Here is a 26371-nt window from a genome sequence, read left to right on the forward strand (position 1 = left end):
ATTATATTGTAATAATTATCTTGTATAATTTTCGTATTCTTCTAGAAAATATTCAGTATTATTAACTATAATATTTTTAAATGTGTCTAATTCTACATATTTTATGTTTTCAAATTCAGCATATATTTCTTTTACATCATTATCCAAATCTATCATATCTATAATATCTTTTATTTTATACGGCAATTTTATTGTTTCATCTTTTTTAAATAAAGTTTCTATTTTTATGATAGAATATAATATGATAATCAATTTATTTTTTAGTTCTTTTTCTTTTACAGCTTTAATTTTTAATGTTACATTATTCACTTTTACAGCAGTTACTAATATTAAAGCAATTCTCATTTCTTCATTTTTATTTGCTGCACTAATAAGTTCTTCTTTTTTCAATATTTCTATTACTGAATCTTCAATAGCAATAGCAGTTGTCTGCAAAGGTTTATATTCTAAAGATGGGGGATATCCGTTTATTATATAGCCTTCCGGATATATTAGTCTTACGGTTTGTTTTTGATTAATGATGTTATATATTCCTACTCTTCCTGATTTTATTATATATACATGATTGCTGGAATATATTTCGGTATATAAACAATATCCTTTTTTTACTTTATATGTATTTTTTTCTATAAGTTCTGGTTCTTTTTTGGGCTTAAGATATTTTAAAAATTGCTCTACTTTTTCTGTATTGCATTCATTTTTACATAATTCTATATATTGAGTACATATTTTATAACTGGCATCTATGAAATTATTATTTTTATATATGCTGGCCATAATTAATATATCTTCTTTATTATATAAATCTACCTTATTTTTTATGACTAAGCTATAATATTTACTGAGCCAAGTCTCAAGTATATAGGATAGATAGTCAGATACTCTTTTAACCAATTCTTTATTTTTAATCTGAACAATATTGTTTATATTGATTTTTAATACTTCTATATCATCTAAAACTTCAGTAGTTACATAGTAAGGCTCTTTTATTATAGCGGATATTAAACCTATGATGCTGCCTTCTTTAAGAGATATTTTATAATTTTCATAAAAACTATTATATGATACAGCTCTGCCTTTAGTTATTATATAGAAGTAATCTTTTGGAGATTCTCCATTATTAAATAATATTGAGGACTTATCAAATCTTTCTGTGATATTAACTGACATACACTAATCTAACACTATTAATACCTGCATTATACTATATAATATAATTATGTCAAACTAAAAAATGGTCATACTATGTAATTTTTATATTCTTTGAAGAAATTTTCATAATTATTTATTGTAATATTTTCTGATTTATCTATTCTAATATGTTTCATTTGTTCTAAAAGTTGAAATATTTCACTATTTGGCGTATCTACATTTAAAATATTTTTTATATCGTCTATAGAATAGTATAATCGTACATTTTTATTTTTTTCAAATAGAGTATCCATTTTGATAAATGAATATATTAGTATTATTAATTTTTCATTTAATTCTTTTGCAGATAATGCTTTAATTTTTAATATTATATTATTAATTTTTGCTGCTGTAGCTTTTATATAATTATTAATAAATTTATTATCTCTATTTATAATATTTTCCATCAAATCTTTTTCTATAATTTCTATTACAGAATTTTCCAACACTATGGCAGTTGTAAAAAGAGGTTTATAGTCCAAAACAGGTTTATAATAATTTATGATATAATTAGATGAGTAAATTGATCTCACTACTGCTTTAGAGTCTATTATGCTATAAATACCTACTTTTCCTGATCTTATTATATATGTGTAGCTGCTAGGTTCTATTTCTGTATATAAACAATATCCTTTTTTTATACTGTAAACATTTTCTTCTACACGTGTTGGTTTTTCTGTTGGTCTTGTATTTATGATTAGTTTCTTGGCTTCATTTATATGAATATCATCTTTAAATAATTTTATACATCCTTTACATATTTTATAGCTTGCATCTGTAAAGCCTCTATTTTTATAAATATTTGCCATTGTTACTATATCTTCTTTATTATATAAATTGACTTTATTGTTTGTGATTAATGAATAGTATTTACTTAGCCAAGTTTCAAATATTGAAGATAAATAATTTGATATTTTATCTATAAGTTTGTAATTATCTATTTTTGATAAATCTTGTACATATATTTTTAATACTTCTGTGTCCTCATTACTTTCTATTGTAGAGTAATAAGGTTCATTGATTATCGATGATATTAGCCCTATAATATCTCCTTCTTTATAATGTATGTCATAATTTTGATAAAATACATTATATGCAGTAACTTTACCTTTGAGTATTATACAAAAATAATCCTTGGCTGGTTCTTTATATTTAAAAATTATTGTTGATTTTTTTATTGTTAGTTTATTATATTGCTGTTCCATAGTAGTATTACTTATCTTAATAGTTTTTTATTATTTATATTAAAGTTACTTTGTATAACTTTCATATTCTTTAAAATATTTACATGAATCTGTAATAATAATATTATTAAAACAGTCAGTTTCTAAATATTCTATATTTTTTAAAGCATTTTGTATATCATTAATATCTATATCATCATGCATCATATTTTTTATATCTTCTATTTTATAGTATAGTTTTATATATGTTTTTTCAGAAAATAAAGTTTCTATTTTGAGAATTGCATATATTAATACTATCAATTTATCTTTTAATTCAGTTTTATTTATGGATTTAATCTTTAATATTGTACTTATAACTTTCATAGAAGTCATTTTTATCATTCTAAATCTTAATTCGGCATTATCATGAAGTTTTTTTACTAATTCTTCTTTGGTTAGAATTTCTACAATAGAATCTTCCAAAACTATAGCAGTTGTAAATAGAGTTTTATATTCAAGTGTAGGGGCATAGTCATCAATAACAAAATGTGCAGGATATATCATTCTAGTAATATAACTAGAATCTGCTATATTGTATATTCCAATTCTTCCAGACCTTATATAATAAATATGATCAGTCGCTTCTAACTCAGTATATATACAATATCCTTTATACATTTTATAGGAATTATTTTCTATATGTTCTGGTTCTTTTGATTTGCTTAAAGTTTTCATAAATTTTTTTACATCTTCAATATTATGAACATGATAATCATTCTCAAACATATTAATATATGATAAGCATAATTTATAACTTGCATCTATGAAGCCATTATCTTTATAAATTGATGCCATAGTAAGTATATCTTCTTTATTGTATAGATCTATTTTATTTTTAATTATAAGACTATAATATTTACTAAGCCAAATTTCGAGTACAAATGATAAATAATTGGATATTTTGTTTATTAAGTGTTTATTATTAATTTTATTTATATTTTCTATTTTTATTTCCCATAATTCAGTATCTTCTATAGCTTCTATAGTGGAGTAATATGGTTCCTTTGTTATGGATGCTATTAAACCTATGATATTACCCATTTTATATGTATTATTGTAAAAATTATTATAGGACCTTATACTTCCTTTTGTAATTATATAGAAACAGTCTTTAGAAATTTGGGAATTTTTTAATATAGTGTCGCCTTTTTTATATTTTACTAATCTGTATTTTTTCATAAATATATATTCTTTAATATTATTTATTTAAAAATTATAATACTTAGAAAAATTATGTCAACTATAAAAGGTTATATTATATAATTTTTGTATTCTTTGCAATAATTTTCTATATTTGTTACTCTAATATTATAGTTATTGTCTAATGTTATATATTTAATATTTTTTAATGCAGCATGAACTTTTTTATTATCAATATCTATATTAAGCATATCTTTTATATCTTCTATACTATAAAGTAATGTTAATTTTACAGCATCTTTATGATATAAAGTATGCATTTTCAGCATAGAGTATATGATAATTATTAACTTAATATTTAATTCATCTTTTTTAATTGCTTTGAGTTTTAGAACAGCATTATTTACTTTTATAGATATCATTTTTATAAAATTAATTCTTAATGATTTATCATTATATATCATTTCTATTAACTGTTCTTTACTTATTATATCAATTACAGAGTCTTCTAGAACTATAGCAGTTGTTAATAATGGTTTATATTCCAGTGTAGGGTTATATCCATTTATTATATACTCTTCTGTATAAATATTTCTAATTATCTGTTTGGAATTAACTATGCTATATATACCAACTTTACCTGATTTTATTATATATATGGTCGCTTGAATGTATTTCTGGATATATACAATATCCTTTTGGAAATTTGTATGTATTATTTTCTATATGCTCTATTTCTTTAGTATATTTTATATTCTCCATGTCTTCCATAAAGTTTTTAATTTTAGTTACATCCTCATCTTCAGGAAAAAGTTCTACATATTTTGAGCATAATTTATAACTGGCATCTATATATCCATTATTCTTATAAATATTTGCCATAGTTACAATATCATCTTTATTATATAAATCTACTTTATTTACAGCTAATATTGTATAATATTTACTAAGCCAAGTTTCCAAAATAAAGTACAAATAATTATATATTTTTGTAAGCAGATTTTCATCTTTGATATTGATTATACTATCAATTTTTATTTTTAGAAGTTCTGAATCTTCCACGGCTTCTATAGTTGAAAAATAAGGTTCCTTTATAATAGCGGATATTAATCCTAATATACTTCCTTTTTTACTTTCATGTTTATACTCTTTATGAAATTCATAATATGATATAGTTTTACCGCTCATTAATATATAAAAATATTCTGATGGCTGATCTCCAGCTTTGATAATAATATCATTTTTATTAAATTTAATTGTATCATATTTTTCCATAAAGATCCCATTATATTTTTTACTAAAATAAATCAAGACCAAATATTATATTATAAAATGCAGTTATGTCAAATAATTATTATGAAAAAATATAATTAGTTTTAGAATTATTAAGATATATTAGGAGTTGAATTTCTTTTTCTATACATATCATACTCTTTGAAGAAATTTTGTATATTTGGTATTATTATTTTTTCATTGCCTGAGAATAATATTACTTTAATTTTATTCATTTCTGATTTTATATAATCTATATTTTCTATACCAACCATAGTGCATATATCATGAAGAGTGTAGGGCAGTTCTATAAAATCAATATTCTTATCAAATAATAATTCTGTTTTTACAAATGAATATACCATACTATAAAATTTTCCAATAGGGTTCTTTATTGTTATACTATAGCTTTTTATTATTGTATTGTATGTTCTTCTTGCCATTATATTAACAAGATGATATTGAAGTTTTGTATTATTAGAAGCTAATCTTAAAAAATCTTCTTTATTTACAATCTGCAATATTGTATCTTCTAATACTATGCATGTTGTAAGCAATAATTTATTTCCAAGTATAGGCTTATAACCTATGATGTTTCCGCTTTTAAATATTATTCTAGTAATAATTCTTCCATCAAATACACTATATACTCCAACTTTTCCATCTCTTATTACATATAGATCCGTATTATTTTCTAATTCTGAAAATATACATGTACCTTTTTTATATTCTTGTAAATTAGAATTTATTTCCAATGGAGGTTTTATTTTATAGCTGCTTTCTATTTCATTTATTTTTTCGTTTATTACTGTATGATCTTCATTAGGGAACATTTCTATGATTTTTTTGTACATATAAAGGGCAGCTGATTTATATCCATTATCATTATAAATATTTGCTATTTCAAGTGCATCATTTTCTTTATAGCTTCCTATATTTAAAGATTCTGATAATTTATAAAAATATTTACCCAACCATATTTCCATAAATTTTATTAAATATTGATATATTTTTTCTATTATTTTTATATCTTCTATATTGTATATATCTTTAGCATGTATCTCTACTAATTGTACATCTGTTACCGCAATTGCAGTTGAATAATAAGGTTCTAAAAGTATAGCAGGAACAATACCTATTATATCTCCTGAAGTAAATTCAAAATTAGTATTTTCTACAACATAATTTTTATCTATTACAACACCTTCTTTGATTATATAAAATACTTCTCTTGCATTTTCACCTGCAACAAATATTGCGGAATCTTTTTTAAATTTAACTACATTAAAGTCAATCATAATAATACCCTAAATTTTTTATATATATTATACTATATAATTTGTATATAACAATAATAAAATCTTTTTTATTAAATAATATTAATTGTATTCTACAGCAACTTTTATACAGTTATTCTGCTTCTTATCAAATATTTCATAACCTTTTAATATATCATCTAATTTTACTCTATGGGTGATAAGAAAATCAGTGTTTAATTTTTTTTCGGATATCAATTTAAGAATTCTATCACTATGAACAGCATCAACTCCGCCTGTTTTGAATATTAAATTTTTTCCATACATTATATTTAACGGTAATATTTGAGGTTTTTCATACATTGCAACCAATGCTACTACAGAATTAGGTCTTGCTATCTTCCAAGCTAATTCAAATGTATTTTCTCCGCCTGCTGCTTCTATAGTGCCGTCAGAAAGTCTGCCTTTATTTATATCTTTTATGTATTCTTCTATATTTGTTACTTTATTAGGATTTATAAAAAAGTCGGCTAATTTATTTTCTTTTGCAATATTTAATCTATCCTCATTTATATCAATAGCTATTATTTTTTTAGCTCCAAAAACTTTTGCACTCATCATAGCACAAAGCCCCACAGGTCCTGAACCTATAACAGTAACAGTATCATCATTTTTTATTTCGCAAAGCTCAGCACCGAAATATCCGCTTGCCAAAATATCACCTACAAATAATGCATTATCATAAGTTACATTTTCTGGAAGTATATTCAATGACATATCTGCATAAGGTACTCTTATATATTCAGCCTGACAGCCATTTATACGGCATCCTATTTCCCAACCGCCTTTTTCGCAATTATTAATAAATCCATTCTTACAATAATAGCATTCTCCGCAGAAAGTTATGCAGTTTCCTGATACTCTGTCGCCTTTCTTTAATTTCTTGACTTCGCTTCCTGTTTCTATAATTTCACCTACGAATTCATGTCCAAGCACAATATTTTCCTTTGCTCTTGGTACTGCTCCGTTTATTATATGAAAATCACTTGTGAATATACTAGATAATGTAACTTTTACTATTACATCTTTGTTATCTATAATTTTTGGATTTTCTATTTCTTTTAATTCTATTTTCTTATTTCCTAAATATACTAAGCCTTTCATATTCATTCCTAATTTATAATAGTTGATATTCAAATAATATAATGATATACTTTTACAAAACTTTTACAAGGATTTTTTATGCAAAATATAATGCCTCCTATATGGTTTGTAAACAAGAGTTCTTATAATAAAGTGTTTAGTAATTATTTTAATAAACTTTCAAATGATGACAAAGAAGAATATAAGAAACTTTTTGAAGAGCCTATAATATTTAAAGGTTTTTATGATAATAATTTAATGAATGGGGTAGGGGAGCAAAAATATTCTTTAGAAAAACTTAGAAGAGATTTTAATGCTGGAAAGAAAATTGACTTCTTATTTTTCTACGGGCATACTAATGATAAAAAAGAAGTTACTAAATCATCATTAAGTCAATGGTATATTAAAGATTTTAAAGAAAATGATTTAGTATTTAATTGTATGGAAAAATATATGATGTACAATAAGGCATTATTATTTGATGATAAAGATATTGCTAATGAAATTTTGAATACTAATCAGCCGAAAGCTATAAAAGAACTTGGAAGAAAAGTTAAAAATTTCAATGATGAATTGTGGGATAAAATGAAATACAAAATAGTATTTACAGGTAATTATTATAAATTTTCACAAAACATTGATTTAAGAAATTTTTTATTAAGTACAAAAAACAAAGTATTAGTTGAAGCAAGTCCCTATGATAAAGTATGGGGAATAAAAATGAAGTATAATGATGAGAATATAGAAAATCCTTTTTGCTGGAAAGGAGAAAATTTATTAGGCTTTGCTTTAATGGAAGCAAGAGATGAAATAAAAAGAGTATACAAAAATTATGATTTTGTAGATTGGAGTAAATTTTTATATAAAGATTAAAAAATCAATATTATTATTGTGTAAGAAGTTTTATTATTTCTTCATTTTTTCCGTATTCTCTGGCATAATACAATGCATCATAATTACCTCTTTTTATACTTTTATCAGCACCAGCATCTAAAAGCATTTTTGTCATTTCTAAATTTCCGCTATGACAAGCCCACATTAATGCAGTTTTGCCCTGTTTATTTTGAACATTAAGATCAGCATTATTTTTAATAAGCACTTTCACAGCATTGATATTATTATAAGAAGCTGCTTCTATCAATGCGGTTTTTTCATCATAATTTTTATAATTTACATTTGCACCATTATCAATAAGCTTTTGTAAAAAAACTTCATTAGTAGAATACACTGCAGCAGTTATTAATGGAACATCATAACTAAGCAAAGTTTCTTTATTAAGATTACAAACTTTCAAACTTTTATCCAAGGAATCAGAACCATTTTTAAGTAAAATATCTGCTATATCCTCATGTCCATACATATAAGCATAGAGCAAAGCATTTGCATTATAAATATTTCTTTTATTTATATCGGCTTTATTTTCAATTAATATTTTTACAGTTTCTTTATAGCCTTTCATAGCAGCATACATTAAAGGTGTTTCTTCATTTCCATAATCTCCATCATAAGCTATATTAACATCTGCTTTATTTTTTATTAAGAGTTTTACCATTTCAATATTTTCTTTATTCTCACCGCCTTTGTTTAAAGAAGAAAATAATGCTGTCCTTCCTCTAAATCCCTTATAATCAATATCAGCACCATAACTTAAAAGTAGTTTAACCATTTCCATATTTTTATTATCAACTGCACCTATTAATACGCTATCTCCAAGATCTACATTAGCATTAACATCTGCTTTATATTTCAAAAGAAGCTCAGCCATTTCTATATTATTACGTATAACTGCAAGCGATAACAATGTAAATCCCTCATAATTACGATTGTTTACATAATCATTATATTTCTTAAGAATATTTTCAGCTTCTTTAACGTTACCTTCATTAACATAATCTATTAATTTTTCAGAAACTTTGCTTTTATTATTATCATTATTTTGAGCGTATAAGTATAAACTAAATAAAAATAAAATAAATATTAACTTTTTCATAATTCATAAACCTCTTTAAATTATTAAACTTTTATTTATCTTTTAAAAATACCATTACAATAGGAGCTATAAAAGAAAAAATAAATGAATAAATACCATAAATATAAATGAAGCTATATATTTTATTATTTCCAATTACTGCCTCATTTATATTGATATTGTTTTTTAATATCTTTATTATAGACTTTATATTTTGTATTATAATATATACTAAATTAACAGCTATTATTATATTAAGAACTGCAATAGAAATTTCATTTATTTTATTTTCAGAAATAATTACTCTGTATATGCTTGCTCCTAATACTAATATATTAAATAATAATGCTAGTACTGGAAATATTATATACATTGCCTTTGTTATTACTCCAGCTTTATAATCTGCTCTTATAAAGTATAAAGTAATAATAGATAAAATTAATAATACATTATAAATTATAAAAGACTTAGTATTGTCAAAAGGTCTTATAGGTTCATATAGTAAGGCAAAAAATGAAACAAATATTAAAAATGAATATAAAAATAATAATCCTCGAGAAATATATATTGATAAAACAGTTTTGAATCTCTTTTGCACAAAGAAAAATATAAACGGTATTAAAGTAGATAAATATACAATAAAAATCAAAATCAGTTTTGAGGCTAAGGTATTTCCATGTTCTTCAGAAAAAACAGATAACATTAAACCAAAAAATAATAATACCATAATTGCCAAAAATTCTAGCAATTCTACCAATTCTACCAATTTAATAATTAAGAATAATATTGTTGCTAATAAAATTTCTGATGCTACAGAAAACAGTATTATATCTCCTAATTTAGTAAAACTATTATATGTATTATTCTTTATATTAAAATTGTTATCAGATAAAACTATTATAATAAAAAAGATTATAGAAGATAATATACTTTTATTAATCATTATATTAGATTTAAAAAATTCAAGCATAGCAGGTATTTCATCTTTTAATGGTGCTGAAGTAAATATGCCAAGCAAAAATAAAAGTAAAAATGACAAAAATATTATTAGTATTGTTCTTTTATTAATATTTTCTAAATTACTATCTATAATAAATAAAAATGAATAAGAAAAAAAGTAAAATACTTGATAATAAAAACTATTAATAATAATTGTTGAATAGAAATTGTCAGCATTATGATCAATATCATATAATAATATTTGTATACTTATAGGAAGAGAAGATATTATTATTATGGTAAATACTAATATATGATATAATCTTTTTTTACTGCTCAAATTCATAAGCTTATTTTCAGACATTTTTCATAACCCCTTATAGGTATTTTTTATTAATACTAAGAAATTGATTATAATTTATAATTGTAAATTGTTAAAATAGTTATATTTTATAAATTATATATACTAAAAATTTTTAAACAGAAAATAAAAAAGTGCATACATATATAATGCATACACTTTTTTATTATTTATTAATAACTAAGATAATGTTCTAAATCGCTTGGATTAGTCATGTGATGAAGCGCTGAACTATCATCTCTAGCTGAAGCAATATCAATGGCTGTTTTTCCTTCTTTGTTTTTAATATTATAATCAGCTCCCATATTTACAAGAACTCCCACAATAGCATAATTATAACTTGCAGCTGCAATCATTAATGGAGTATTTCCTTCCTTATTCTTTTTATTTATATCAGCACCATTTTTTATCATATAATAACAAAGATCTGCTACACCGCTGTACTTGTTGGCATTTACTAAATATGTTAAAGGAGTATCTCCTGTTGCTGAACATATAGCATTTAAATCAGGCTTCAAATCAATAATATCTTTAGCTAAACCAATATTACGATACTTCATTGCTATTATTAAAGGAGTATATCCGTATCCATCTTCTAAATTTATATCAGCACCTTTCTCTACTAGAAATTTAACCATCTCTTTATCATTTCTAGCAGCAGCTAAACCAAGAGGCGTAATCTTATCATATTGTTTATTTAAATCAGTATCATCTTTTATAAGTTTTTCTAATGCTTTCATATCGCCTTTTGATACAGCATTCATTAATTCATCATATCCATCTATATTGTTTGAATCTTCGCTTGATAATAATTTTTCTATTTCATAATATTTTTGATCTTTTGCTAATTCTATAGCTTGTTCTTTAGTTGTATTAGTATTAAGATTAAAAACATCATTATCTATTAATAATTTAGCTATATCATAATTACCATAATCAATAGCTGGCCCTATATAATCATCGCTTGAGTTTAAATTTGCTCCTTCATCAATTAAAAGTTTAGCTATTTCTATATTACCATTTTCAGCAGCTACTTTCATAGGAGAGTTAATCCAAAATCCATCTGCAAATATTTGAGCATTTACATCTTGTCCTATAGATATTAAATATTTAACCATTTCTATATTATTTTCTTCTATGGCATCAGGAATTAAGCTTGATTCCAAATCAATATCTCCGCTTTCTACAAGTATTTTAAGCATATCAAGATTATTGTTTCTAATAGCAATATCTGTTAAATAATAAGGATATTCATAACCATATTCTCTGCCTGCATCAACTCCTTCATCAATTAATATTTTACTCATTTCAACATTATTATTTTCAACAGCATAATAAAGCATATCAATACCATCTTCTGTTTCCATATCGTTTGCTCTGGCATTAACATCAGCACCTTCTTTTATTAGCTCTTTTGCCAAATCATTATATCCGAATTGTACTGCCAAAAATAAAGGAGTAGAATCTTTATTTACTTTATATATATATTTATCACTAAAATTTGTATATTCAGTGATTTTTCCTTCTAGTCCTTCCTCTGCTAATAATTTTGATATTTCATATATTGGTGCTTTATATTTATATTCATTAAGTATTTCATCTATTTTGCTATATCCTGTAGGCATAGGATCTAACTCTGTACCTTGAATATATTCATTAGTATATTTAGTTTTATTAGCATTAATATCAATATCTGTATTATGATTTTCATTTGTAGTTGTTGGATTGATATGTACTTGTTCATTTGTTTGAGTTTGATTAGTTTGAGTATTTTGTTCTGATTGATTTGTCCCTTTATTTCCGCCTCCGCATGAAATTATAGCAGTAATTAAAATAAATGATGCAATTATAGAAATAAAATTTTTCATAGTAAACCCTCTGTATGTATTGTTATTTTTAGGCATTATAAATTAGAATAATTAAAATTTCAATTATGTAATATTTCAAGAATAAAAAAGTGCATACATATAATGCATACACTTTTTTATTATAAATTTATATTTATTTTTATTATAGTTTTTCTATTTCTTTTATACTAAGTCCTGTTATTTTACTTATAATATTAATATCTATATTTTCTTTTTTCATATTTTTAGCTGTTAATATTTGATTTTCTTTAATACCTTCTTCTTTTCCTTTTTTAATCCCTTCTTCAATTCCTAATCTTCTTTCTTCATCAAGCATTATTTGATTACCATATAAATAAGCCTCTTTTTTCTCATATTCCATCATCATTAATTTGCTTTTTACAAAATTATTATATTTTTTCTGCACTTCTTCCATTATAGGTTTTTCTTTTACTATTTCAGACATAGAAGCCTCCAAATTTTTGCTTGTAAACATTTTTAACCAACAATTTAAGTCTTTAGTTAATATGTTTTTCTTGAATTTTTTTAATTCTATTATATGTATTTGTAAATGATCTGTAAGAAGTTTTTTATTATTCATTTCATAAAGCATATAACAAGAATGTATATTTTTAGTTTTATCTAAATTGAAATTTAATAGATTAATACTTATTACAGGTGTAAGCTCATCATATCTTTCTCCATGCTTCAATAACTTACTATAGTTAGCCGCCCAATAATAAAGTATTCTTTCCGGGAATCTTGAATTACCTTGAAGCTGAATCTCTATTATAACAACTGAACCGTTTTGGGTAATACATTTTACATCAACTATGGTTTCTTTCAAATTTCTATTCTTTTTTAAATTAAAAGGTGTTAAAATTTCAACAGAACGGAAAGTCTTCATATTAGCATTAAGCATTATAGAATTGATAAAGTCCAAAAGTATAGACTCACTGCTTCCCTTATCTGTGAAAAGGTAACGTATAAAATAATCGTTCAAAGGATTAAAATATTTTATTTTTTTAATATTTGATTTTTTTTCCATAAATATATTATACTAAAATAAGAATAAATTGTCAAAATTTTAAAAACTGTAAATAAAAAAGTGCATACATATAAAAAATATGCATGCACTTTTTATAAAGATTATAACTATTTTGTAAGTAATTTTATTATTTCTTCATTTTTTCCGTATTCTCTAGCATAATACAATGCATCATGATTACCTCTTTTTATACTTTTATCAGCACCAGCATCTAAAAGCATTTTTGTCATTTCTAGATTCCCATTATAACAAGCCGACATCAATGCTGTCATACCGCCTCTATTTTGAACATTAACATCTGCATTATTTTTAAGAAGTACTTTTACAGCATTAATATTATTATAAGAAGCTGCTTCTGTTAATGCTGTTTTCTTATCATAATTTTTATAATTTACATCTGCACCATTATCAATAAGATTTTGTAAAAAAACTTCATTGGTAGAATAGGCTGCAGCATTTATTAATCTATAACTAAATAAAGTTTCTTTATTAAGAAGCTTACAACCTTTCAAACTTTTATCCAAAGAATCAGAACCATTTTGAAGTAAAATATCTGCTATATCCTCATGTCCATACATATAAGCATAAATCAAAGCATTGGCTTTATAAATATTTCTCTTATTTATATCAGCTTTATTTGCAATCAAAATTTTTACCGTTTCTTTATAGCCTTTCATAGCAGCATACATTAAAGGTGTTTTTTCATTTTTATAATCTCCATCATAAGCTATATTGACATCGGCTTTATTTTTGATTAAGAGTTTTACCATTTCAATATTTTCTTTTCTATTATATTCTAAAGCACAAAATAATGCAGTTCTTCCTCTAAAGCCTTGATAATCAATATCAGCACCATAACTTAAAAGAAGTTTAACCATTTCCATATTATTATTATCAACTGCAAGTATCAATGCTGTATCTCCATCATTTACTACAGTATTAACATCTGCCTTATATTTCAAAAGAAGCTCAGCCATTTCTATATTATCATCCATAACTGCATATGATAGTAATGTAAAATCTTCATAATCAAGATTATTAATATTGACATTATGTTGTTTAAGAATATTTTCAGCTTCTTTAATATTGCCTTCATTCACATATTCTCTTAATCTTTCATAAGCTTTAGTTTTATTATCCGTTTGACTATATAAATACAGACTAAATAAAAATAAAATAAATATTAGCTTTTTCATAATTCATAAACCTCTTTAAATGATTAAACTTTTATTTATTTTTTAAAAATACCATTATCATAGGAGCTATAAAAGAAAAAATAAATGAGTAGATACCATAAACATAAATAAAACTGTATATTTTATTATTTCCAATCACTGCTTCATTTATATTAATATTATTTTTAAATATCTTTATTATAGACTTTATATTTTGTACTATTATATATATTAAATTAATAGCTATTACAGCATTAAGAACCGCAATAGAAATTTCATTTATTTTATTTTCAGAAATAATTACTCTGTATATACTCGCACTTAATACCAATATATTAAATAAAAATGCCAATATTGGAAATATTATATACATTGCTTTTGTTATGACTCCAGCTTTATAGTCAGCTCTTATAAAGTATAAAGTAAGAACAGATAAAATTAATAATGCATTATAAATTATAAAAGACTTAGTATTGTCAAAAGGTCTTATAGGTTCATATAGTAATGCAAAAAATAAAGCAAATATTAAAAATGAATATAAAAATAATAATCCTCGAGAAATATATATTGATAAAACAGTTTTAAATCTCTTTTGTACAAAGAAAAATATAAAAGGTATTATAGAAAAAACAAATACAATAGACATAAAAAGAAGTTTTTCAATTAACGATTCAAAATCAGCTGCTATATCAGTTCTAAAAATAAATTTATTATATAAAAAAGCAATAAATACCCAAAATACAAATGCAATAATTGCAGCTATTGTAGAAAATACAATTATATCTCCTAGCTTAGTAAAACTATTATATGTGTTATCCTTTATATTAAAATTATTATCAGCTAAAAGTATTATAATAAAAAACATTATAGAAGATAATATACTTTTATTAATCATTATATTAGACATAAAAAAATTAAGCATATCAGGTATTTCATCTTTTAATGGTGCTGAAGTAAATATGCTAAGCAAAAATAAAAGTAAAAATGATAAAAATGTTATTAGTATTGTTCTTTTATTAACATTTTCAAAATTGCTGTTTATACTAAATAAAAATGAATAACAAAAAAAATAAAAAACTTGAAAATAAAAACTATTAAAAATCATATTGTAAATTAATTTTTCAAGATCGTATGTAGTATCAAATAATAATATATATATATTCGTAGGAAGAGAAGAAATTAGCATTAGCACAAATACTAATATAAAATATATTATTTTTTTACTGCTTGGATTAATTAACTTATTTTCAGACATTTTTCATAACCCCTTATGAGTATTTCTTATTAATACTTGAAAATGGATTATAACTTAATAATTATAAATTGTAAAGTATTTATATGTTTATGATTGTTTAATATTGAGAATAAAGTTAATAGTCAAAAAAATTATTCATATCATTGAAAATTTCTCTCATACTTCCTCTTAAAATTTTGGCATTAGGAAGAGATTGAATGAATTGAGAGCCGTAAGTTTTTGTATAAAGCCTCTTATCAAGAACGAATACAACACCTCTGTCATCTTTACTTCTTATAAGGCGTCCGAATCCCTGTTTGAATTTTATAACAGCGAAAGGAAGAGCATAATCTAAGAATGCATTTCCTCCATTTTCTTCTATGTATCTGTATCTTCCTTCACTTATAGGGTCAGTAGGAACAGCAAAAGGCAGCTTAGGTATTATAACAACTTCCAAATTCTTTCCGGCAACATCGACACCTTCCCAGAATGAATCTACTCCGTAAAGTACATTGTTTGAAGATGATTTGAACATATCAAGCAAAGTATGTCTATGTATTGAAGCTGTTTGGGCTAGGGCATTTATATTTTTACTTTTCAATTTTTCTGACGTGTTTTCATATACATTCATAAGCGATGCAAAAGAAGTGAAAAGTATAAAAGCTCTTCCTCCTGTTATGTTGCATACCTGAAGCAATACTTTTGAAGTGAAGTCATTAAATGTATCCGCAGCTACATCAGGCATATCTGTTGCTATATATAATCTTGCATTATCCTCATAATTGAATGGTGATTCTAAATATATTTCTATTTTTTTATTTTTTTCTATATAATCAAAGCCTAATCTATTAGAAAAGAAATTAAAACTCTTTGAAACTGTTAAAGTAGCAGAGTACATTGCCACAGTATCAAATCTTGAGTATAGAAAATCATTTAAATTTTTGGCTACAGTTACAGGAGTTAAATGCCAATTAAGAATGAGATTTCCTTTTTTGGTGAGTCTTGTTTCCACCCATCTTATATATTCATCTTTTTTGTAATCTATTGTAGAATTTAATGAAACTAATTGTCTTTTAAGTCTTTCTAAATAAGCATTAGACATTTGAGCTATTTCTTCATAATCAAAATCTTTTTCAATAGCAATATCAAAAAACTTTTTATATAATTTATCGCATATATTAACAAGAGAAGTCATTGAAAGCACCATCTCTCTTAATGCTTTTAATCCTTCATTCTGCCAATGCTGAGTCATAACAAGTTCAGGACTTATTCTGAATTTATAACCTAATCCTTCTTTAGTCTGAATATTTTTATGACAATAAGTTATGAATTCTTTTGATTTATCTTCAACAACATTTCTTACTCTTGAAGTTAAATCATGTGCCTTATTTATTAAATCAAGTATTTCATCGTATTCATGCTTTTCAATTAATGCTTGTTTTTCATTAAGCATATTATTAATACTTTCTATCACTCCAAGCCTTTTGTTTTTCTTTATTCTTGAAAGATAGAAAAGAGCTTTTAATATTCCGTTTTTACTTCCTTCATCTCCGAAATAACTTGATGCAGAGTTCTCAAAATTATGTGCCTCATCAATTAAGACTTTTGTATATCTTGGAAGAAGGCTGTATCTTCCTGCTGTTTCTGCATAAAGTGATAAATCAGCACAAAGTATATGATGATTAACTATTAATAATTGTGCAGCATTTAACTGTTTACGCATTTTATAAAAATAACAATCTTCTAAATATTCGCATTTTCTATGAGTGCAAGTATCCGTATCGCAGCAAACCATTTCCCATAATTCGCCTTTAGGTTTATATCCTAAATCTGTTATTGAGCCGTCTTTTGTTATATTAAGCCAATGGTCTATATCCTCAAAGAAATTTATCTGTTCTTCAAAATCAAATTTATCATGATCATTTAAACCTTCTTTAACTTTTTTGATACATACATAATTATTTCTTCCTTTTACCAAAGCATATTTTACGCTTGGGGCAATTCCTCCTATGATAGAAGGTATATCTTTTGAAATAATTTGCTCCTGAAGATTTATAGTATTAGTAGAAATTACTATTCTAGTTTTATTTTCTTTTAGCCATAATAAAGCAGGTATTAAATATGCAAAAGATTTTCCTATTCCCGTTCCGGCTTCAGATATTAAATGTTTATTATTGTTAAATGCTTCTATAGTAGCCTCAACAAGTTCAGTTTGTTCCTGTCTGTATTCGTACTTTTTTAATAATTGACTTAAAGTACCGTTTTCTGTAAACATATATAAAGCTTCGGGAACATCTATAGTTTTTACATTCTCTGATTTTATAGGCTTTACAACTTCATAATAATCATCAACATCATTATTGACTATATAAAAACCTACTCCGGCATTATTACCGAGTTCGCTTGCTATTGCTAAGTCTGCTCTTGAAGGTGTGAGCTGTCCAGAAGGGTGATTATGAATAACAGCATCAAATTCCAATGATAATGATATTATAGCAGGCACTGAATCTTTATTACCTCTAGCCATTACCTCTATATAATCCAATATTCCGTAAGCATTGAAATTTATTCCAAAGTATACTTCATTTCCATAGGCATCTACTATTGCCTTTCTCATATAATTAATTGCATCTATGGAAAATACATTGTCTATTTCTTTTGCATAATTATTATTCATATTAGTACAATAATATAGTATATATTGAAATGTTTGTCAATGATTTAATATTATATTCAAAATTAAATTTATTAATTTAAAAATAGAATTTAATTGTATATGTAGCTATAAAAATTATTTTTTTGACATAATTTTTTTATTTTTTCTGAATTAGATAAGCCTAATTCTTTTATATCTATATTGAAATATAGAGCAAATACTAAATCATCTATATAATCTTTAATTATATTTTGTTCTTCTTTATCTATACAGTCTGAGAATTTTAATTCATTTAATGATATTTCATCATTAGTACTAAATTTTTCTTCAATTACAGACTTTACTAAATCAGATTTTCTTTTAATTTTTTGTTCTATTATATTTCCATTTATATCTGTCAAAATTAATTTGTTTTTATTAACAGTAACATTTTTAAATTTTTGTTTAGTAGTATTAAAATCAACAAAGTCTTTTATTTGATATTTTTCAATATGTAAAATTCCTATTGAATATTTTATTATTTCTTTTTTTATTTTTAAATTTTTATCTGTAATAATAGGTATTTTTATAAAATCTTTTATACTGCTCAATGATAGTAACAAATCTTTTTCATTATTAGAAAATAATAATTCTTTTAATAAGAAAAAATTTATTTTAGAATTTAATAGAGAAAATAAATATAATATTTCTTCTCTATTACTGCTTCCAATACCACAAAATTGATTTCTAGCCCATATAACTTTTTTGTCAGTATAAAAAAATCTTTTAGGATTAGCATAAGACCAAATAACTTTATATGTAGAATCTAGAAAATAATAATCCTGATTACCTTGCCTTAATGCTATAAAATTTTTATCTTTTGAATTTTTTCTTTCATCAGGCCAATATCCTGAAGCACATTGTATGCTATATAAGTTATTATTAATTTTAGGATATATATAAAAATCTTTCTCTTTTAATTTTTGTTTTTCATCTATAGCATAACCCCCATCATAAAAAAACTGACTTTTGAAATTTTGATTTGCTAGTTTATGATCGTAATATATATTAGAATTCAAATTTTTATTATATTCTGAAATAAAATTAATAAATATATCATCTTTCTTTATAAAATTCCAATTATTAATATTATCTATTAAAATATGTTGTTCTATGTATTGATTTTTTATTTTATTTGAAGAATTAATATAGCTTACTTTCACCTTATTTTTTTTATTAGATATATCTTTTTTTTCTATAAATAAAATTAACGATGATGTTGATACATCTTTATTTTGTTTTAATCCTCTATTTGTAAATACATTATTTTCAAATATTCTTATACTTTTTATTTTAGTATTATTAGATAGATGATATCTCAAAACATCTAAGTCTCCAGCTGTGAGTATAGTTTGCGGTATTATATAGCATAATTTTCCATTATCTTTTAATAATGCTATACCTAAAGCAATAAAAAAAGCATACAAATTAGGATTAGGTCTGTATCTTTTAGGATTATTAGGAATAGAATGCAAATTCATTCCATATACATTTCCTAATGTTATTGAATTATCATTTTTATCTTTAATAAGTTTAGTGAACTCTATTTCCTGACGGCAGCATTCATTATAACCTATATAAGGAGGATTACCTATAACAAAATCAAATCTTTTTCTAGGTTCTCCATTTCCTTTTAATGATAAAAGCATATCCTCTAAATCTTTCTCGTCTCTCATAAATGAAGGATAATCTAATGCTGTTTTTTGTATATGACTAAATAAGTCTAATTCTTCATCAGAATGAGAATTAATACCTGTTTCTAAAAACTCACTTATACTGTCTTTGGTTTTAAATATTTTTAGTTTATTATCAATAGGATTTTCATAATTATCATTAACTATCAAAGGAAGCATTCTCATAAGAATATTCATTTCAGCAAGGTATAGAGGAAATTCTTCTATATCCAAACCAAATATATTTTTATCAATAAGTTCCTCGATTTTTTTAGAAGTATCAAGATTTCCATCATCAAAAGCATTTATTATTCTATCTACTGCACTATAAAGAAATGTACCGGCTCCGCAGCTTACATCTATTAAAGATATTTCATCATCTGAAGCGTTTTTTAAATAATCTTCAGTATATCCAATTTCTTTTAACATGAAATTTACAACTTCAGGATCTGTAAAATATTGTCCCTTATTTTTATCTGGATATAAATCTTTCAAATAATTTTCATAAATAAATCCAAATATTTCATTTTTTATCCCTGAAAAATTATATCTATTTATAAATACTATAATATCAAGCCAAGGAGATATATCATCAATATCAATTTCTCCTTTTAAATTGTCAATTAATTTTTTATTTATACTTTTCTGTTCTTCAGCAAAAGGTTTGTAAATGTTGCTTGAAATATATTCAGATATATTTTTTATTTCGTTTATTATAATAGAATAAAAATCTTTGTCTAATAATGCTTTTTGAATTTTATTTAGCATTTTATTATATTCATCATTGAATTTTTTATAGCCATTATCAACTAATACTTTATATAATATAAATTGAATAAAATAAGCATAAGAAGTTTCTACTGCTTGTTTTTCTGCTTTTGAATTATCAAGTAGATTATTAAAACTTCCTATTGCTTTCATCTTTCCTTTGAAATTAATTATTAACTGAGTAATATCATCAAAAAATATATATCTATTTTCTTGTTTATTGAGATTTAACTGTTCTGATTTTTCTTCTCCGTCTATTTTTAATAAGTCTATGTAATAATTTTCTTCTTTTATGTAGGAATTCCAATAACTCAAAAAATCTTTAGGAGATGAAAGCATATCATATAAATAAAATGATTTATATTTATTAGAACGGTAAAATCTCCATTCATTTCCATCAGTTAATATTGCAAATTTTTTATTCCAATCTTTTTGATATTGAAATACTTGCTCTATTCCTTTTTCTATATTTTCAAATTTTTCTACTTCTACAGGTATAACTATATTAATTCCATCTATAAAAATTACGTAATCAGGTCTTCTTCCTTCTTTAGAAGTTTCTATTGTAAATTCATATTTACGGTTTTTATTTGGAGTAGATTCTAATCCCTTTTTTAGATTAAATAATTCATTATCCTGTAATACATCTTTTACGAAATCTTGTAATCCGCCTAATTCTTTATTTTTAAAAATATTTTCATCTTTAGACCATCTTTCTTTTAAATATTCTAAACTCATAAAACACCCTCTAAAATATAGTTTTAATTAATAAATCAAAATATATTAATATCATATTTTTTAATATTATTTCAATTATCTATGAGCTAAACTATTATTAGATACAATGCCGCTGTTAGTTATATTGTCAGCAAACATAGTCTTTATGCTCTCATTTGTAAGAGGCGAATAAAAATCATGTATAAGTTCATAACCCTTTTTTATAGCATTAGTATCATAGGTGTTGTATACATAATTGCTTGCTAGAGTAGGCATATTAATATTAGGATCTTCTTTTATAGGCTTCATTACTACTTCAAAACCATTCTGCTTAAAGAAGGCATAATAAGTCGGTACATAAGAAAAATTTATCTCCTTATTTTCATTTATTTCTAATGATACAACTGTACCTATATCAAGATGCGGATATCTTCCTTTATGATTTGCAATGAAGTTTCCTAATGAATATATAATAATACCGCTATGATTAGTTCCTTCATAAATTTCTACTGGTCTAGGTACATGAGGATGATGCCCTACTATTATGTCAACTCCATTTTCTATCAAAGCTCTTGCAGTTTCCTTTGTTTTTTCTTCAGGAGCAGTTGTATATTCTAATCCGAAATGAAGAGATATTATTTTTATTTCATTGTTTGTGGCAAGTGCTAAATCAGATTTTACTTTTTCTACTAAATCTTCTTGTTTAGGGAAGAAATTCATAAAATAGAAATAATCATTTTTATTTGTTTTATGACTTAGTCCATTATCAAGCATAGTATATGCAGATATAAAAAGAGGCACATTATTAATATTAGTTATGATAGGTGCTATGCTAGGGGAATTAGTTGAACCTCCTAAAGTTAATTTATTATTTCTATGAAGTTCTGCCACAGTTTCAGCTTCAGCTTGAGCCCCCTGATCATAGGCATGATTATTAGCTATTGAAAAAGTATTGAAATAATTAAAGAAGTATTTCAAATAATCTAATGAGCCATTAAATTCAGGATAAGGCATTGGCGGTTTATTTGTATTAACAACGAATTCTAAATTTGCAAATACAATATCCCCTTGAAAATAATCTTTCAAATCTATTAAAACATCATTGCTTTCAAAAGCATCTACAATAGTAGGATGCGTCATTATATCGCCTGTAAATACTAATTTAATACTTTGAGGCGGTTGAGGCTTTTTCTCTTGTTCCTGATTATTATCAGCACATGAAGATAGTAATATTAAAGTTAAAGCAACGATTATTTTTTTTATCATAATTATTTTCCTAATTAGTAATTATTTTTTATATTATCTTATTCATTTAAAATTTCTGAATCATTTTTTTCTGAGTCAGTTGCATCTTGTGAATCAAGATTATCACTTTCATTTGTTCTTGAATATTTTAAAGGTGTGAATTCCATTTCAACTATTCTTCTGTCTTCAACTTTCATTATCCTTACTCTGTAGCCTTTAAGTATAAAACGCTCATTTGTTTCAGGTATATGATCAAGCATATCAATCACATATCCAGCTATAGTCTGATATTCTTCATGTTCGAGTTCTAATTTTAAAGTTTTATTAACATCTTCTATAGGAGCATTTCCATTTATTATAATTCTTTTTCCTTTGAATCTTATTACATCAGCTTCTCTTTTATCGCTTTCATCTTCTATGTCGCCCATTATCTCTTCTATTATATCTTCCATAGTAACAAGTCCGGCAGTTCCGCCATATTCATCAATAGTAATTACCATTTGAAGTTTTTTCTTTTGCATATCATTAAATAAACTGCTTATAGTCTTAGTTTCAGGTACGAAGTATGGCAGCATTATATAATCAATGGCTTTCTTTTTGATTTTGTTCATTTTTCCGCCGCCTTTAACATACTCTTTAAACAAAGCTCTAGTATGAAAAATCCCTATTATATGATCAACAGTTTCCTCATAAACAGGAAATCTTGAAAGCCCTGATTCTACAGTAAGTTTTATAATTTCATTTACATCTGTTTCAGCTTCTATACATACCATATCAACACGAGGAGTCATTATTTCTTCAACGGTTTTATTTCTGAAATCTATTACACCTGTAAGAAGTTCATGAGTAGATTCTTTAATTATACCTTCTTTATGTCCCAAATGTATTATTGTTGTTATATCATCCATACTTGATAATGCACTTCTTTTTTCAGCATTCCTCAATTTTTTAGGTACAAAATAATTCATTATGAAAGTTGTTACTTTATCCATCAAAAATGTTATAGGCTTGAATATAAAATGACAAAATTTCATAAAATATAGGAGATAAGGCATTACTTTTTCAGCATTAACTCTCATAAGTACTTTAGGAAGTATCTCACCAAATATAATAATAAGTATTGTTATTGTAGCAGTTGATATTGTAACCATCACATTTGTTGATACATGAGGCAGAATGTCAGCAAGCCTTACGGCAAATACTGTTATAATGGAACTTGCTGATATATTAACTATATTATTACCAACTAATAGAGTAGGTATCATAGAACTTGATTTTTCCAAATATTTTTTATCTTCTTCTTTTATCTTTTTCTCTCTTACTAAACGCATTAAAGTAACATCATCAATTGAGGTATATGCTGTTTCGCTTCCTGAAAATAATGCCGAGAGCATAATAAGAATAATTATTATAAATATTTCTAATAAATAAACCAGTAGTATTTCCATAAATAATGAGCCTTATTTCTTTTATTAAATTCTTTTTCTTAATTCCCGCATAAAATTAGTACCTGGATCTCTTTTTCCAGGATTTATATATTTAGTATTTAATTCTTTATATAGAGAATAATGAGGCAGAGTTTTATCTTTATATTCATAATGTGCTATTATGTATTTTATGCTTTTATATTTGCTTTTTATATAATTTATTAATTTAACATTAGCTTCCAACTGTTCTTTTGTTAATTTATCAGCATATCCTATATTCTCTATACTTATAGATGTATAATTAAATCCTACAGTATGCCTTGCTATATATTCAATAGGAGTATTTGCATATATAGTGCCGTCAAAATCAACTAAGAAATGAGTTCCTACATTTACTTCTCCGCCTGCTTCTATATCAGGTCTGCCTATCAAAGTGTCGTTTTTAAATATATTTACAGCTATACTAAGATTAGGGGTTTCTGTAGAATGAACAACTATTATTTGAGGATTATCTAAATATATTAGTCTGCTTCCATAATGTGTTTGTGTATATTCAGATAATAATTGTAATCTAAGTGCATTAGGAATGATTTTGTATTTATCGCTTATATCTGGCTTTAATACTATATCATTAGTTTGTACAATATTATTATTTACTGTATTAGTACATGATAATAATAAAGATATTATAATTGATATATAAATAATGTTTTTTATCATTTAATATTATTATGCATCCATAGCAATATTAACACTGACAAATCCAAGTGATGATTGGAAAGGAATAATTATAGTTTGTAAATTTTTAGGAATTATTTGTATTTCTTTTCCAAAATAAAGTATAGGCGGAGTGATATCGCAGCTTATACCTTCTTCAGCTAATTTAGTAATTGCAAGACCGCTTATAGTGTTTCCCATTTCATTGATAACACTTCTCATCATATCTTCAAAATCATCTTCAGAATCATACTCTCCGCGTTTTTTATCTGTAAGATTTTCAGTAAGAAGCTGAGAGAAATTTTCAGGAAATTCATAAAGCACTTGTCCATTAACATCGCCGACAATTCCTATAGCAACACCATATCCGGAGAAAAGTTTACGGCCTTGTCCTTTAACTAAAGTACCTTTTTCCATTGTAAGACCAGCCATCTCTTTGAATATTGATACTAGAGATACAATAAATGGGTTAATGAATCTAACGTCCATAAATTTTATAGGTGTTGTAGCCATGTTTATTTCCTTTTGAATTTTATTTTTATATTTTAATTATAACATAATCGAGTATTATTTCAATTAAAAAATAAATCTAATTAAAATTATAGTACTAAAAGAGAAATTGTCAAATTTAAAACTAAAAAATTATATATATTTTACATAGTATATATCAATTTTATGAATTAAGTACCGTAAATATTTATAGTGAATAAATAAAAACTATTTATATATTTTTTAAATTTAACTTGCTATTTAACTTAAATAATATAGAATAATAGAATCAAATAGGGGTTTATTATGTCATTTGTTCATTTGCATGTACATACACAATATTCAATACTTGACGGAGCTGCCCGTATTAAGTCTTTATATTCTAAAAAGGATAAAACTAAAAGACTTATACCGGGATTAATAGACAGAGCTAAAGAATTAGGCATGCCAGGCATAGCTATGACAGATCATGGCAATATGTTTGGTGCTATGGAATTTTTCTCTGAAGCCAAGGATAAAGGTATTATACCTATTATCGGATGTGAAGTATATGTTGCCCCTAAAACAAGATTCGATAAAAAGATAGAAAACTCTGAAGAAAAAAGTGCTATGCATTTAGTTCTTCTTGCTAAAGATAAAGAAGGTTATAATAATCTATGTAAATTAGTTACTTTCGGATATACTGAAGGTTTCTATTATAGACCTAGAGTAGATCATGAATTAATAGAAAAATATAATAAAGGTCTTATTTGTTTATCAGCATGTATGGGCGGAGAGATTCCTATTGCTATAAGAAAAAAAGATTATAAACAGGCTTCAAAATTAGCTGAATATTATAA

At 24.5% G+C, this 26371-nt stretch carries 19 protein-coding genes and 1 pseudogene; 2 read left to right on the plus strand and 18 right to left on the minus strand.

Annotated elements, in window-relative coordinates; genetic code table 11:
* Nucleotides 1-15: 15 nt before the first annotated feature.
* From Q0K19_RS01610 to Q0K19_RS01635, 6 genes and pseudogenes are all read right to left on the minus strand, one after another.
* Nucleotides 16-1170 (minus strand): cyclic nucleotide-binding domain-containing protein, encoded by a 1155-nt coding sequence (locus Q0K19_RS01610; protein ID WP_297244890.1) that lies wholly within the window; start codon nucleotides 1168-1170, stop codon nucleotides 16-18.
* A gap of 68 nt (nucleotides 1171-1238) precedes the next feature.
* Nucleotides 1239-2396 (minus strand): cyclic nucleotide-binding domain-containing protein, encoded by a 1158-nt coding sequence (locus Q0K19_RS01615; protein WP_297244891.1) that lies wholly within the window; start codon nucleotides 2394-2396, stop codon nucleotides 1239-1241.
* A gap of 45 nt (nucleotides 2397-2441) precedes the next feature.
* Nucleotides 2442-3596: a cyclic nucleotide-binding domain-containing protein gene (locus Q0K19_RS01620; RefSeq protein WP_297244892.1), complete on the minus strand. Its 1155-nt coding sequence runs from the start codon at nucleotides 3594-3596 to the stop codon at nucleotides 2442-2444.
* 71 nt (nucleotides 3597-3667) lie between these two features.
* Nucleotides 3668-4832: pseudogene (locus Q0K19_RS01625) on the minus strand (cyclic nucleotide-binding domain-containing protein).
* A gap of 110 nt (nucleotides 4833-4942) precedes the next feature.
* Nucleotides 4943-6127: a cyclic nucleotide-binding domain-containing protein gene (locus Q0K19_RS01630; protein ID WP_297244893.1), complete on the minus strand. Its 1185-nt coding sequence runs from the start codon at nucleotides 6125-6127 to the stop codon at nucleotides 4943-4945.
* Between the two features lie 81 nt (nucleotides 6128-6208).
* Complete coding sequence (locus Q0K19_RS01635; RefSeq protein ID WP_297244894.1) at nucleotides 6209-7249, minus strand: alcohol dehydrogenase; 1041 nt, start codon at nucleotides 7247-7249, stop codon at nucleotides 6209-6211.
* A gap of 78 nt (nucleotides 7250-7327) precedes the next feature.
* On the opposite strand from Q0K19_RS01635, the gene Q0K19_RS01640 reads away from it, so the two are divergent.
* Nucleotides 7328-8101 carry an NADAR family protein gene (locus Q0K19_RS01640; RefSeq protein WP_297244895.1) on the plus strand — a complete coding sequence of 258 codons (774 nt, stop codon included), beginning with the start codon at nucleotides 7328-7330 and terminating at the stop codon, nucleotides 8099-8101.
* A 13-nt stretch (nucleotides 8102-8114) separates the two neighbouring features.
* On the opposite strand, the gene Q0K19_RS01645 is transcribed toward Q0K19_RS01640, so the two are convergent.
* The 12 genes from Q0K19_RS01645 to Q0K19_RS01700 all read right to left on the minus strand — a co-directional run bounded on the left by Q0K19_RS01645 (nucleotide 8115) and on the right by Q0K19_RS01700 (nucleotide 25556).
* Complete coding sequence (locus tag Q0K19_RS01645) at nucleotides 8115-9218, minus strand: ankyrin repeat domain-containing protein (RefSeq protein WP_297244896.1); 1104 nt, start codon at nucleotides 9216-9218, stop codon at nucleotides 8115-8117.
* 31 nt (nucleotides 9219-9249) lie between these two features.
* Nucleotides 9250-10500 carry a hypothetical protein gene (locus Q0K19_RS01650; RefSeq protein ID WP_297244897.1) on the minus strand — a complete coding sequence of 417 codons (1251 nt, stop codon included), beginning with the start codon at nucleotides 10498-10500 and terminating at the stop codon, nucleotides 9250-9252.
* A 170-nt stretch (nucleotides 10501-10670) separates the two neighbouring features.
* On the minus strand, nucleotides 10671-12365 hold the full coding sequence (locus Q0K19_RS01655) for an ankyrin repeat domain-containing protein (RefSeq protein WP_297244898.1): 1695 nt from the start codon (nucleotides 12363-12365) through the stop codon (nucleotides 10671-10673).
* A 142-nt stretch (nucleotides 12366-12507) separates the two neighbouring features.
* Nucleotides 12508-13392: an Rpn family recombination-promoting nuclease/putative transposase gene (locus Q0K19_RS01660; RefSeq protein WP_297244899.1), complete on the minus strand. Its 885-nt coding sequence runs from the start codon at nucleotides 13390-13392 to the stop codon at nucleotides 12508-12510.
* 107 nt (nucleotides 13393-13499) lie between these two features.
* Complete coding sequence (locus Q0K19_RS01665; protein ID WP_297244900.1) at nucleotides 13500-14588, minus strand: ankyrin repeat domain-containing protein; 1089 nt, start codon at nucleotides 14586-14588, stop codon at nucleotides 13500-13502.
* A 31-nt stretch (nucleotides 14589-14619) separates the two neighbouring features.
* Nucleotides 14620-15822 carry a hypothetical protein gene (locus Q0K19_RS01670; protein WP_297244901.1) on the minus strand — a complete coding sequence of 401 codons (1203 nt, stop codon included), beginning with the start codon at nucleotides 15820-15822 and terminating at the stop codon, nucleotides 14620-14622.
* Nucleotides 15823-15937: 115 nt separating this feature from the next.
* Nucleotides 15938-18478, minus strand: a complete 2541-nt coding sequence (locus tag Q0K19_RS01675; protein WP_297244902.1) for a helicase C-terminal domain-containing protein — start codon at nucleotides 18476-18478, stop codon at nucleotides 15938-15940.
* Between the two features lie 89 nt (nucleotides 18479-18567).
* Nucleotides 18568-21675, minus strand: a complete 3108-nt coding sequence (locus Q0K19_RS01680; protein WP_297244903.1) for an Eco57I restriction-modification methylase domain-containing protein — start codon at nucleotides 21673-21675, stop codon at nucleotides 18568-18570.
* A 75-nt stretch (nucleotides 21676-21750) separates the two neighbouring features.
* Nucleotides 21751-22920, minus strand: coding sequence for a CapA family protein (locus Q0K19_RS01685; RefSeq protein WP_297244904.1), 1170 nt, complete (start codon nucleotides 22918-22920; stop codon nucleotides 21751-21753).
* Nucleotides 22921-22958: 38 nt separating this feature from the next.
* Nucleotides 22959-24347 (minus strand): hemolysin family protein, encoded by a 1389-nt coding sequence (locus tag Q0K19_RS01690; protein WP_297244905.1) that lies wholly within the window; start codon nucleotides 24345-24347, stop codon nucleotides 22959-22961.
* Nucleotides 24348-24371: 24 nt separating this feature from the next.
* Nucleotides 24372-25046, minus strand: coding sequence for a peptidoglycan recognition family protein (locus Q0K19_RS01695; protein ID WP_297244906.1), 675 nt, complete (start codon nucleotides 25044-25046; stop codon nucleotides 24372-24374).
* Between the two features lie 9 nt (nucleotides 25047-25055).
* Complete coding sequence (locus Q0K19_RS01700; protein WP_008726787.1) at nucleotides 25056-25556, minus strand: chemotaxis protein CheX; 501 nt, start codon at nucleotides 25554-25556, stop codon at nucleotides 25056-25058.
* A 282-nt stretch (nucleotides 25557-25838) separates the two neighbouring features.
* On the opposite strand from Q0K19_RS01700, the gene Q0K19_RS01705 reads away from it, so the two are divergent.
* The coding region (locus tag Q0K19_RS01705; protein ID WP_297244907.1) for a PHP domain-containing protein at nucleotides 25839-26371 on the plus strand (533 nt) is incomplete at its 3' end.

The organism is uncultured Brachyspira sp. (assembly GCF_944393015.1).
Classification (GTDB): domain Bacteria; phylum Spirochaetota; class Brachyspiria; order Brachyspirales; family Brachyspiraceae; genus Brachyspira.